At 48.0% G+C, this 13,201-nt stretch carries 11 protein-coding genes; 2 read left to right on the top strand and 9 right to left on the bottom strand.

Translation table 11 applies throughout. The annotated features are described in order from the left end of the window. Positions 1 to 12: 12 nt before the first annotated feature. Entirely contained in the window at positions 13 to 1,185 is a 1,173-nt protein-coding gene (locus NST47_RS02785; RefSeq protein WP_341153854.1) for a galactokinase, read from the bottom strand. Between the two features lie 221 nt (positions 1,186 to 1,406). Between NST47_RS02785 and NST47_RS02780 the strand changes: the two genes are divergently transcribed. Beyond that, complete coding sequence (locus NST47_RS02780) at positions 1,407 to 2,276, top strand: AraC family transcriptional regulator (protein ID WP_341153853.1); 870 nt, start codon at positions 1,407 to 1,409, stop codon at positions 2,274 to 2,276. 42 nt (positions 2,277 to 2,318) lie between these two features. Here the strand turns inward: NST47_RS02780 and NST47_RS02775 are convergent, their stop codons facing one another. Further along, the gene (locus NST47_RS02775; protein ID WP_341153852.1) at positions 2,319 to 4,355 is read right to left on the bottom strand and encodes a sensor histidine kinase; all 2,037 of its coding nucleotides are present in this window, start codon (positions 4,353 to 4,355) and stop codon (positions 2,319 to 2,321) included. 180 nt (positions 4,356 to 4,535) lie between these two features. Between NST47_RS02775 and NST47_RS02770 the strand changes: the two genes are divergently transcribed. Beyond that, on the top strand, positions 4,536 to 5,234 hold the full coding sequence (locus tag NST47_RS02770; RefSeq protein ID WP_341153851.1) for a response regulator transcription factor: 699 nt from the start codon (positions 4,536 to 4,538) through the stop codon (positions 5,232 to 5,234). Between the two features lie 59 nt (positions 5,235 to 5,293). Here the strand turns inward: NST47_RS02770 and rluF are convergent, their stop codons facing one another. From rluF to NST47_RS02735, 7 genes are all read right to left on the bottom strand, one after another. Next, entirely contained in the window at positions 5,294 to 5,995 is a 702-nt protein-coding gene (rluF, locus tag NST47_RS02765; protein ID WP_341153850.1) for a 23S rRNA pseudouridine(2604) synthase RluF, read from the bottom strand. Positions 5,996 to 6,179: 184 nt separating this feature from the next. Continuing rightward, positions 6,180 to 7,463 carry a histidine--tRNA ligase gene (locus NST47_RS02760; protein WP_341153849.1) on the bottom strand — a complete coding sequence of 428 codons (1,284 nt, stop codon included), beginning with the start codon at positions 7,461 to 7,463 and terminating at the stop codon, positions 6,180 to 6,182. Positions 7,464 to 7,869: 406 nt separating this feature from the next. Further along, positions 7,870 to 8,829 carry a YitT family protein gene (locus NST47_RS02755; protein WP_341153848.1) on the bottom strand — a complete coding sequence of 320 codons (960 nt, stop codon included), beginning with the start codon at positions 8,827 to 8,829 and terminating at the stop codon, positions 7,870 to 7,872. Between the two features lie 84 nt (positions 8,830 to 8,913). Next, positions 8,914 to 10,140 carry a cation:proton antiporter gene (locus tag NST47_RS02750; RefSeq protein ID WP_341153847.1) on the bottom strand — a complete coding sequence of 409 codons (1,227 nt, stop codon included), beginning with the start codon at positions 10,138 to 10,140 and terminating at the stop codon, positions 8,914 to 8,916. 3 nt (positions 10,141 to 10,143) lie between these two features. Then, positions 10,144 to 10,638, bottom strand: a complete 495-nt coding sequence (locus NST47_RS02745; protein WP_341153846.1) for a cation:proton antiporter regulatory subunit — start codon at positions 10,636 to 10,638, stop codon at positions 10,144 to 10,146. 780 nt (positions 10,639 to 11,418) lie between these two features. Then, on the bottom strand, positions 11,419 to 12,411 hold the full coding sequence (locus NST47_RS02740; RefSeq protein ID WP_341153845.1) for a hypothetical protein: 993 nt from the start codon (positions 12,409 to 12,411) through the stop codon (positions 11,419 to 11,421). A 231-nt stretch (positions 12,412 to 12,642) separates the two neighbouring features. Then, positions 12,643 to 13,182 (bottom strand): hypothetical protein, encoded by a 540-nt coding sequence (locus NST47_RS02735; protein ID WP_341153844.1) that lies wholly within the window; start codon positions 13,180 to 13,182, stop codon positions 12,643 to 12,645. Positions 13,183 to 13,201 lie beyond the last annotated feature (19 nt).

The following is a 13,201-nucleotide window of genomic DNA, read 5'->3' as shown; positions in this document are numbered from 1 at the left end:
GCTGTTGATTCATCACTCCGTAATTTCCTTAACGCCATCGCCGATCGTACATACGTAGAAATCGGCGGTCAATCCGGTTTTTTCCTTATAATTCGTGCCTACCTGGTCAATGAAGGTATCCACGCTATCCTCATGCACAAGAGAAACTGTACAACCGCCGAAGCCCGCCCCGGTCATTCTTGAACCGAGCACCCCTGGCACCTTCAAAGCTTCCTCGACCATCGTATCCAGTTCAAGACCGGTAACTTCATAAAGATCGCGAAGCGAATTGTGGGAGCCAATCATCAGCTGCCCAAAGGCTTCCAAATCACCCTTCTCCAGCACTTTCATCGATTCCAGAACACGATCAATTTCTTCAACAACATGCTGCGCACGTCTGCGTACGGTTTCATCGGTAATCAGGTGCTGGTACTCATTGAATTGCTCCAGCGTCAGTTGACCGAGCAGCGTCAGCTGTGGGAACTGACCTTGCAGATCCGCAACCGCCTGTTCGCATTGAGAGCGCCTTTCGTTATACGCTGAATCGACAAGCCCACGTTTTTTGTTCGTGTTTCCGATAACCAGCTTATAGGCACCACTGTCAAACGGTACATGCTTGTACTCCAGCGTATCGCACATTAACAGAATGGCGTGATCCTGTTTACCCATAGCTACGGCAAATTGATCCATAATACCACAGTTCACACCCATAAATTGATTTTCAGCTCTCTGGGCCAGCAGCGCGATCTTCACTTTATCCGTCGGTTGGCCTTCCAGTGTTAACAATGCATACGCTGTAACAACCTCAATCGAGGCGGATGAGGATAGGCCAGAGCCATTCGGGATTGCACCGCTATATAAAATATCATAGCCGCCAAGCTCAATTCCCTGCTGCTGCAATTGGTCAATAATCCCCTTCGGATAGTTGATCCAGTCGTCTGCCTTGTCGAATACGATACCTTGAATGGAAATATGTTTGTGTTCAGGGAAATTCGTTGACGCAAACCCGAGCTGTGCATCCTGTCTTTTGCGAACCAGCATCGTCGTGCCGAAAGTAAGTGCAGCGGGAAATACGTAACCGCCGTTATAATCCGTATGCTCACCTATGAGATTAACTCTACCAGGAGCATGAAATACTCGGATAGCTTCATCGTCTTCACCGAATTTTTCAACAAATGTACGTTTCAATGCTTGTAGGTCTGCCATCATTACACCGCCTGTATCATAATGAGTAATTGTTGGTTCACTGCTGTCTGCTTCCTCTTTAGTATACGTCTGCGCTTTCTTTTTCACTATGGAGGGATGTTAGCAGGGCATGGAAAAATGTTAGATTTTTGTGCGTGTTAATGCATTGGATGAGCAAACTATTGTAAAATAAAAACTAGCGCAGGCATATTCAGCAGCACCATGAAACGAGGGATATCCGCATGACCAATGAAATCAAACGCACGGAAAGCTACTATGTTGTCTCCAATCCACAGCCATCGGAGCAGGACAATTTGGCTGTGCTGTTCACCGGCAGCAGTCAAACCAAGCCAGGACATAAGCCGGGACCGAAGGTGGTGGACTATTACCTGCTGCACTACATCCAATCAGGCTGCGGCACCTACACCTGTCAGGGCCATACATACCAGCTTGGACAGGGCGACAGCTTCCTGATTGAGCCCGGTAAACTGATCAGCTACGTGGCAGATGAAGCAGAACCTTGGCATTACCGCTGGCTGGCCTTTGAAGGGAGTCAAGCTGCTCAATTGCTGGAGAGCATTGGGCTGTCCTCACAACAGCCGATAGTCCATACCGGCGGCAAGCGTCATATCTCAGTCATTTATCATCAAGTGCAGGCCGCCTTCCAAGCCAGAGTGCCTCACGCCGGTCTGAAAGCAGTCGGGTATCTCCATCTGCTGCTGGCCGAATATGCACAGGCACTACAGCCCAAGCAGCAAAACGATCTTCATTTAACCGGCAGTGGCGAGCAGATCGCCCAGCAGGCACTTCATTACTTATCCAGCCAATATGCAGAGCCGATAACGATCGAACTGATGGCAGAGACGCTTGGCTACAATCGAGCTTATTTGTCGACATTGTTCAAGAAGCATACGGGCCTGACACCAGTCACCTTTTTGCTGCGGCTGCGAATTGACAAGGCTCGTCTGCTGCTGCGCGAACGCAAGGAGCTCACTGTCGAGCAGATTGCATCCTCTGTCGGCTTCCAGGACCCACTCTATTTCTCCAAGCAATTCAAGCGGCTGTACGGGATGTCGCCAACCGATTACCGAGATGCCATGAAACGGCTGTAATCCGCAAAGGCATTTGAACCTGCTCCAGCCAGCATTATTCAGCTAGTAGGTATCATCGGGAGAGCGCGCGTTCGCGGGATCCACTTCTCTCAGCGGCAGCACCAGGCAAATTTGCGCGCCATGTCCAGGCAGGCTCTCCGCCCAGATGCTGCCCCCATGAAATTCAACGATTTCCTTGGCAATCGCAAGCCCCAAGCCGCTGCCGCCCGCTGCAGAATTGCGAGACTTGTCTTTTTTGTAAAAACGGTCAAACACATACGGCAAATCATCCTGCTCGATTCCGCTTCCGGTATCCTGCACCTTCAGCATAAGGTCATGCTCATTCTCCTGCAGCAGCATTTGAATCAAACCCCCGGTCGATGTGTGCTTAATAGCGTTATGCACCAGATTCGTAAACACCTGATCCATCCGATTCACATCGATCATTAACACTCTCGACGGCAGCTCTGGCCCGTTCGTGCCGGTTGACCGGAACTCGAATTGCAAACCCGCGTTATGGACCTCTACGACATAACGTTCACTAAAATAAGTGACAAACTGCGCTATAGTCAGCTCCTGCATATAAAAGTCAATTTGCCGCGCCTCCAGCTTGGAGAGCTGGAACAAGTCGGTAATCAATCGATTCAAGCCCAGAATCCGACTCAGAATCAGCTTCAAATATTTGTCCTGCTGCTCCGTTCCAACCACAACACGATCAATCAATGCCTCTACATAGCCTTGAATCAGCGTCATCGGTGTGCCCAGGTCATGTGAAATGTTGCTTAAGAGATGACGGCGTGACGTTTCGAGCCGTGCCAGATCTTCATTCGTCCGGGCCAAGGTCAAATTCGACTGCTCCAGCTCGGCAGTTCGCTCCTTGATCCGGTACTCCAGCCGCATGTTCAGATCGCGAAGCTCACGGGATAAGGTTTCTACGGAAGCAAACGCCTGAACCGACTTCATACTGATTACAAAGGAAGCCATAAAAATAACACAGAACAGGCCCACCGGTGAAATGCCCCCAAAACCGATCCATTGATCGTACTCAGCCGCATCTATCACCGCCATGATCATATAGATGATGACACCCGATAAAATGAGGCGGGCGCCTTCTCTTTTTGCCGCAAAAGCTCTAATTAAAGTAATAATCAGACACACACACACGGCAGCGTTTAACCATTGATAAACCATAACCATAGAAGTAAACACATATGGAGGCGCCAGCAAAGTAGCGACTGTAAACAGGGCACAGCTATAAAGGGTAAATTGCACAATAGCCCTGCTGGTTTCCTTGCGATATAATGAATAACAAAATACGAGTGCGGCAGCCGTGCTTAAATAAAAGCACACATATTCCAAACGCATGCTTGTCACCCAATTCAGCCGGGGGAACAGCTTAAACATGGCTCCTTCGCCCACCAACATCGTGTGGATACCAACCAATAAACAAAACAAACCCAAATATAAGGGGCTTTTTTCCTTCATGCGGATCAAAAAAAGACCCAAATTATAAAATCCCATTAAGAGCAGGCTGCCGACCAGCAGCATATCGAGGCCCATCAGCCGATCATGAAAGCCTACCATTTGCCTGGCTTCACCTAACATCAGTTCACTCTCAATGCCGCCATACCGATGGTCAAAGTTCGATACCTGAATCACGATATCCAGCTTATCCGCACCTGCCTGGGGAAAAAGCACAAGCTGCGGGTAATTAACCGGAGTTGAAGTGTCACGATCGAGACCTACCCTGCCACCGTAAGCGACGAATTGCCCATTAATCCACATTCGATAAGCGGTACGGATCATCGGCAGCTCCACGGCAAGCACACGGGAGGACGGATTCAGCTGTACCTCAAGATGGAAGGTTGCAACCCCCATTCCGGATATCCGCTTTCCATCCACCTCCTGTCCGTTCCATGCCTGCGGCAGGTTGATCCACTGTCTAAGCCGTTCCTGATCTTGCAGTGCGGCGATTTGCTTGGGATTCAGCAGCTGATCCCAATAAAATTCCCATTGCCCGTTTAACGTAGCAATACCATTATTGCCAAAACTCCACTCACGTAAATTTTGTACGCCTTGAACAGCCTCCCACCCACTCACAGTCCTGGAAGACGATGAAGACTTGTCAGCCTCACAGCCGCTTGTACTTAATAAAAGGATGGCACAAAGGACAAGAGTCCATATATAATAAAGATAATATCTGGGAATCCATACCACTTACTTTCCGTAAAATTTTGAAAATCACAGAAGGGCAGCTTCGACGTACACAAGGAGGATCTTATGGCAGGAGAAAAAATTTTACTCGTCGATGACGAGCCGGAAATCGTTGAGTTAATACAAATGTACTTGATCAAAGAAGGCTATAAAGTACAAAGCACGCACAATGGCCCAAGCGTATTTGAGTATATGGAGCAGTTCGCTCCGGACCTGATTATATTGGATATTTTGCTGCCGGGTATGGATGGTATCGAAATTTGTCGACAGCTTCGCCAGACGAGCAACGTCCCGATTTTATTCATCTCCTGTAAAAAAGAAGATGCCGACATTATCCTCGGTCTCGGCACCGGTGGTGACGATTATATGACCAAGCCCTTCAGTCCCAGCCAACTGGTAGCCCGTGTCAAGGCTCATCTGCGGCGCAAGCAGCTATCCGATCAGCAACAGGAGGATTCACAACAGCTATGCTTTCCCGGTCTCGAAATTGATCTGCTGACCCGCAATGTATGGACAAGCGGGACGCTCGCACCCATATCATCCAAGGAATTCGATTTGCTGGCGCTGCTAGCCAAAAAGCCGAATAAAGTCATCCCGATTGAGCATCTTTATAAAAAAACATGGGGTATGGACAGCAACGGCGATACCCGAACACTGCTTGTACATATTAGCAACCTCCGCAAGAAAATTGAACCCAATCCGGCTGAGCCTACTTACGTACAAACAGTGCGCGGTGTCGGCTATAAATTCAACAGCAATTTGTAAATGATGCGGTTATAAACGACTAGCTGTATGCACCGAACTGCCTATTGCTAAATAAACATTTATTTTCGGTCGTAGGCGATACGCTGCAGCAGCTCATCCATTTCCTGATTCGTTAGGTCACGCCACTGCCCAACCCCGATCCCTTCAAGCAGGATGTTCATAATCCGAACTCGTTTTAATTTTCTAACCTCATAGCCTAATGCCGAGCACATCCGGCGAATTTGTCGATTCAAGCCCTGCTTCAATATAATCCTGAAGGTTCTTGTCTCCAGTTGGTCTATAGTGCAAGGATTCGTCATGGTGCCAAGAATCCTTACGCCACCAGCCATTCCTTGTAAGAACATCGAGCTGATCGGCTTGTCTACTGTCACGATATACTCTTTTTCGTGATCGTTTTCTGCACGCAAAATTTTGTTGACGATGTCCCCATCATTCGTAAGCAGTATCAGGCCTTCCGAATCCTTATCCAGCCGACCGATTGGAAAAATACGTTCCGGATGCCCGACAAAATCGACGATATTGCCCTTGATATGCAGCTCTGTCGTACACGTAATCCCAACCGGCTTGTTCAAGGCGATATACACAGGCGGCTTCTTGGCAAGCACTGGACGCCCGTCCACACATACCTGATCTCCATCTTGGACCTGACTACCCAGCTCAGCCAGCTTGCCGTTGATCGTCACACGCTGCTCTTCAACCAATTTGTCAACGGCACGACGCGAGCAAAAGCCTGTTTCACTAATAAATTTATTAATTCTCATCTATGTCACTCCACTTGTTAATAAACTCCATCCATTATACCACGTCCCCTTCTCCGAGCAATAAACTCCCCAGTCTTATCGATTTTCGAGCTGCATCGAGCATACCCAACGTACCGGATAGTGCTGAAAAGGCGTCCTTACTGCGAATTACTTAGTACTGGCAGACTCAGCTGTCAGCCATAAACTATACATCCCGAATCGTCAGGACAGCCGTTTCAATCGGCATGGTGCTCTCGGTCATTTCCCTCATATCCTTTAAACGAACCTGACCTTGGACCGCCTCATCCTCACCTATCAAAATGACGTACCGGATTCCTTTGGACGCTGCGGAGGTGAGCGACTTTTTCAGCTTACGCCCGCTGGCATCCACGCGAGTACGAATCTCTGCGGACCGCAGCTTCGTGGCTGCTTGCAGGGCAAGAGATGTTTGCTCCTTTCCTAAAGGCAAGACGAGCACATAACTGGGTGCGATAGGCATTTCCTTTTCCAGCAGCAGTTCCATAATCGATTCCATGCCAAAGGAGAGACCTACAGCCGGATAACGAAGATCCTCCCTGCCGACAAGGTGCCCGATAATATCATCATAACGTCCACCACTACCGAGGCTGGACCCATACAAACCGGTTTTATCAAAAATCTCATACACTGTACCTGTATAAAACGATAAACCCCGTGATAAAAAAGGGTCAAATCTGCAGCTGCTACCCAATCCGGTCTCATCAATAAGAGCTTGAAGCGCAGCAGCCTCCTCCGCACCGCGGCTGGACCCGAGGTCAAATTGTGCGGTAAGCTGCCCCAAGGTTGAGTTATCCATACTGATCAATCCGATGATGTTACGTGTGACACCGTCATCCAAGCCCTTGGTGCTCAACTCTGCCTGAACGCCTTCTCGACCCATCTTGGCGATTTTATCCAATGTCAGCATCACTGATAATCGTTCATCCCCAGAAGTCACCCCCAAACGAGCCAGCAGCTCACTCAGAAACTGCCGATTGTTCCAGGTAATCACCACCTCCATGCCCAATTGCCGAAAAACCGTTGCCGCAAGCTGCATCAGCTCCGCCTCTGCCTCCGGTCCCTGAATACCAACTACGTCTGCATCACACTGAATAAATTCACGCAGCCGTCCCCGTTTGACGGGACCATCCCGGAATACTTTGCCGATCTCATACCTTTTAAAAGGGATTTCAAGTCCCGGGTTCAAAGCGACTACCTTGGCAAAGGGAATCGTGAGATCATAGCGGAGTCCCAGCTGCCGATTCCCCTGATCACTCAATTGATACATTTCTTTGAGGATTTCATCGCCTCCGGCATATTTGGATGCCAGCAGCTCCTGCTCGTTTAAAACGGGGGTTTCCATGGAATCAAAGTCATACAGCTCAAAGTTGGTTTCAATAACCGACTGCACCTTTTTGCGAAGTGCCTGCTCTGCACCTACATAATCAAACGTTCCTTTTACATTTTGCATACAGGAATCACATCTCCTTCATTCGTTTATGGAAAAGAAAACAAAAAAACGCGCAGGACCTCTGGTCCCGCGCGCCTTGTATGTCGCAGGGAGGCCAACGCGATTAGCGCTAGCCCTCCCTGTTATTGTAACAGGTGTGCTAACGCCGCTTGTGATGATGAAGTTGTGAGATCCAACATGTATACATAGACATAGGTATTCTCTCCTTCAACGTATTGAGATTGATTATAGCGGAGTCAATTATTTTATGCAACTGTAAACAAATAGGTGTGGTTGGCTGCAATGAATACAGTGAACGCAGGAAGACCTTTTCTGGCTTCAGCCAATTGTCTGTGTCCAGAAAAAGTGCTCCCGCTCGGTTTACCTGGTTATCTATCCAAGCTATCCTGATGAGTATGTGCTTTATTTACTGTTTATTGTCCACTTTCTTCATGACGTTACCCGCTTGGTTAACTCGGCCAGCACCAACCGCGATACTGGCAGCTGGATCGATATTTTTGATAATCGCCTTCAACCTCATCACATCCAGGAAATGCACGGTATACATCAGAAATTGGGGAGGTCGTGTGGCTGGCTCCCACATAGGTTGTGCGCCAGTCCCTTGAGCCGGGCTTACACTGCTTACTTTCAGCTCTACAGGATCATCAATCTTACGGAACCGGAGTTGGATTGCCCGTTCAATTTCTTCACCGCGTCTGCTCATGATGCATAACGTTCGGTAAGGAAGCAGCCCATGAATGCCACGAATCGAAACATGCAGCATTTCAAACGCCAGTATATAGGCAATAATGGAGTACATCGCCTGCTGCCAACCGAATATGAATCCCGCCACTGTTAAGATGCCGCAGTTCATCATCATGATCACGTTCTCTGGAGACAACAACCCGCGATGTCTGGCCAAATATCTTTCGTTCATTTCCAGGGTATCCAAGGTGCCCCCGTAGCGGACAACCATGCCGATCCCCAAACCCAAGCACAAACCACCACATACCGCAGCCGACAAGCTGTTGTCCAATAATGCCGGTACAGGATAGAGAACGATCGAGCTTAGCGAAAGTACGATGATCCCAAGCAGAGTCATGATCGTAAACTCCAAACGTATATGACGGTAAGCAATAACAATGAATGGCAAATTAAATAAGAACAGCAGTAACCCAATCCGCATTTCCGTCATATGGGACAAAAGCGCTGAAATCCCTGTCATGCCTCCAACGACAATTTTATTCGGTATCAGGAAAAGCTCCAACCCAATAGAGGCCAGAATACCTCCCAGAATCACAATCAGGATATGAGTCCCCCGTTGGCGAGATCTCGCAGACTTGCCCCTAGCAGCAAACTGTACATGGTTGATCGCAGCACGTAGCATGTTTAGTTCCTCCTCTTTCACTTTGAAATCCAAGCCTTGACAGCCGGTTCCGAGCTAGCGTTTCAGAACATCAATTTACATAGCTTAATCCTGGACTACCGTGCTAATTTTCTTTTTGGACCTCTCCTTGAATTTAAATATTTTGTCGAGAAACGTATAGATATGCTTGCTCTCTTTGGACAATAACGGCCCTAAAATCGCCATAATGAGTACGTATAACGCGGCGAAGGATTGGAGAACCGGCATTAACCCGCCTGCTTTGGCCAAATTAGCCATGATGATCGAGAACTCCCCACGTCCCATAATCGTGAATCCAATATTCAGCGAGGATTTAACGGATAATCCCGCATTCATCCCGGCCAGCATCCCCGCAGTGAAATTACCAATCAGGGTGATGAGCACCGCGGCAAGCGATAGCCAGATGGCACCGCCTAATGCCATTGGATCGATCGTTAATCCGAAGCTGAAGAAGAAAATGGCACCGAAGAAATCCCTGAAGGGCATGATCAGGTGTTCAATCCGTTTGGCATGGGCGGTCTCTGCCATAACAAGGCCAATTAATAATGCACCGATGGCTTCAGCGACGTGAATCGTCTCAGAGAAGCCCGCGACCAGAAACAGCATGGAAAAGATCACTAAGCCAAACAGCTCATTGGACCTAATATTCAGCACACGATTCAAAAGCGGAACCGCCTTGCGTCCGACAAACAAGACAAGGAGCATGAAACCCAGTGCAATCGCAGCTGTCAGCAGCACCCCTCCGAAGCTGGAGGAATTGCTCAGCACCAGGCCTGACAGAATCGAAATATAGACAGCGAGGAATACATCCTCGAACATCGTAATGCCCAGTACCATTTCCGTCTCGGGATTAGCCGTCCGCTTCAGATCAACCAGTACCTTGGCCACAATCGCACTCGACGAAATCGTCGTAATTCCGGCTATGACAAGCACCTCAGCCCACGGGTATCCGGCAATCCAACCGAGCATCAGGCCTAACATAAAATTGATCCCGATATAAATCGATCCGCCCTTTACAATTGCTTTCCCTGATTTGATCAGACGCCCCACTGAAAATTCAAGGCCCAGATAAAAGAGCAGAAACAGCACGCCAATCCGGCCCATGAATTCAATTAACGGCGCGCTTTGAATAAAGCGGAAGTCAAAATGCCACAGCTCCAGCGCATGGGGCCCAACCGCCATCCCGATCAGAATATAAAAGGGAATAACCGAAAAGCGCAACCGGGCTGATAACAGACCCGCCATCGCTATGAGTGCAATCGCAAGACCTACTTCGAGTATCATATGATCCATATATCAACCACTTCCATTCAATAAAATTTGTTTGATCAATCTTTGCTGCTGTCTTTCTCCGACCACGACGAGCGTAGCTTCGTTCTGAATAACGAGCTCTGGACCCGGGCTTACGTGTTTCGCATGATTTTTCTCTATGACTGCAATAATCATTGCACCTGATTTTTGGCGCACATCCAGGCCTCCAATAGATTGGCCAATACTTTTGTAATGAGGTTCGATTTTGTACCATTCAATAATCAGCTCGTCAAACGCCATTTCAACCGTCTCCAGCATTTTTGGGGTATACGTCATACCTCCTACAATAGCGGCTACTTGCCTGGCTTCGTCATCATCTAAAGTGATTGTGGAGATCGTTTCGTCGTGATCGTCGTGTTCAAAATGATACATTTCCCGCCTTCCATCATCATGAATAATAACGACCAGCTTTTCCCCACCACGTGTATGAATTTCAAATTTTCTACCTATTCCTGGTAAATTGGATTCTTTAACGTTCATGCTTGGATAACCTCCTGTTTTTTCATACCTGTTGATAAACAACCCAAATAACCTCCGAGAAACCTTTCTTTTTTTCGGAATACCTGAACTTCATTCATTTTTAGCAATAGCAAATAGAGCTCGGAAATATAGAACGTACGTTCTTATTTGAGCATGATAAATAGACTCTGCAAAAAGGTGAAATTTTTAGACGGCAGGTGAGGTATTTACTGACACTAAAGTGGAGGTGAACCTAATGGGGGTCATAAACAAACGTTTCAGTAATATAAAAATGTAGGGTTTAAAGTTCAAACGGGGTAGAGGAATACGATTCAAAATAAGGTGAAGAATTACAAATAAAATCGGGAGGGATTTCGATGTAACCATAAGCTTATGCAAAAGCGAAGAATGCTTTCGGGTGGCCAACTTGGTTTTGTTTCCTTGAGTAGATGCCGCTGTTTCGGGAATGGACTCATACGTTGTATACTCTTCATGCAGACTTGTTGGAGGGGACAGCATCAATGCAATAGCCAATACGATATATCTCAATAATCTTGCTGCTCCGTAAACATTGATCATCATATCCCCCCTTGTTGATATACTGTTACAATTCCAATTACTATTAGTGTACCATAATTCACTGACGATCTCAAACCGTTGACAGAAAAAATAACTGACCAAAGGCCGATACTTGTCCCATTGTATATATTCTTGAACAGCAGTTGTATAGCATGTTGTCCAGCAATTATGCACTTATAAATGCAAGAAAAAGGGCGTAAGTCCGCCCTCGTCCTTGTCATGTTACTCTTGAGTTTTCGATTCAACGGGAGTACGGCTTCCGTGTCCTTTCTCCATTTGCGCTTTCAGCTCATCTACAGTAATACCTTTTTCTGCTGCCAGTTTTTCCAGCTGCGCCTGACGTTCCTGCTCAAATTTTGCTTTCAGCTCGTCTACAGTAATACCTTTCTCAGCCGCAAGCTTCTCTAAGTTTTGACCGGCTCCAAATCCGCCTTTGCCTCCGTTCTTATTACCGCCTCTGGTTCCACGCTCCTGCTCCAGCTGCGCTTTCAATTCATCTACCGTGATGCCCTTTTCAGCCGCCAGCTTTTCCAGCTTCGTCTGGCGCTCCTGCTCAAATTGTGCCTTCAGAGCTTCAACCGTAATCCCTTTTTCAGCGGCTAGCTTTTCCAGATCCTGTCCGCCTCCAAAGCCGCCAGGGAATCCGCCTTTATTATCACCTCTGGCAGCACGCTCCTGCTCCTGCTGTGCTTTCAGTTCATCGACGGTGATGCCTTTGTCAGCCGCTTGCTTTTCCAGCTTCGTCTGGCGCTCCTGCTCGAATTGTGCCTTCAGAGCTTCAACCGTAATCCCTTTTTCAGCGGCTAGCTTTTCCAGATCCTGTCCGCCACCAAAGCCACCAGGGAATCCGCCTTTGCCTCCGTCCTTATTACCGCCTCTGGTTCCACGTTCCTGCTCCAGCTGTGCTTTCAGTTCATCGACGGTGATGCCTTTTTCAGCCGCTTGCTTTTCCAGCTTCGCCTGATGCTCCTGCTCCAATTGTGCCTTCAAAGCATCAACCGTGATCCCTTTCTCTGCAGCCTGCTTTTCCAAGCTTGCGCCGCCTCGGAACCCGCCTTTACTGACATCATCTTTGTTTACTGTATAGGGCTTGGCTACTCCCGTTTTCGGATTCGTATTCGTTGTAGTGAGGTCAGCGGCAAAAGCCGATCCCATTGCGCTTAATGCCAGCATAGCTCCAAGTGTTGTTGCAACCAATTTTTTGTTAAGTTTCATCGTATATTCCTCCATAAGTTTGTATTTGTTGTTTACAAGATCATCTTACCGCGCCTACCTGAATTCACACTGAGCGAAAACTGTGGGTTTCCTGAAATTGCATAAAATTAATAAAATCGCATTGTTCCATATGAAAAGCCTTCAATCGCACATCGCAGAAACTGCGCAGGATTGAAGGCATTGTATGATCACTTATTGTTATCTAATGCTCGGTTGTTCAACAGCTGATCCTTAATCTACAACTTCCCAGCGGTGAGCAAAAGCTTGCAGTCTGGGGTGTAGGGACTCCGATGAAGCTAGTTTGAAATCGATGCAGAGCCGCAGCCGTTTAATCCAGAATTCAAAGCTATCAAAGCTCGCTGCCGTATTCGCCATATCCACCGTCATATATACAAAGTAAGGGCCTGCATACTTCTCTTCCAAAAATCGGAAGGCCGTGTCCATCGGAGTGTATTTTTTGCGGCGCCCCTCCCAGCGATCAATCGCCGTATCAACGGGCAGCTCCATGTTATCCAGCAGCTCCTCCAGCTCATCCGCTCTGCGGTAAAAGGGTGCAGCTCCCGGCTCGCCCATACGTCGCAAGGTTTCTTCATGCAGCGGATAGAACACGAGCTTTTTCATTTCTATTCGTGACGCCAAGCTTACAATTCGCACAAGCTGTTGAGCGCCGCAATCCGCAAAGCTATCGTATACCCACATGGTCCCACGTGGACCTTGCCGCTCCTTCTCCGGCTCATATCCAAATGGCACAATACTTGGCTGTTTGACCATCATGACTCCTCCTGAGCGT

Source organism: Paenibacillus sp. FSL H8-0034, from assembly GCF_038000305.1.
Lineage (GTDB): Bacteria > Bacillota > Bacilli > Paenibacillales > NBRC-103111 > Paenibacillus_S.
This window is presented reverse-complemented; position numbering and strand designations above follow the sequence as displayed.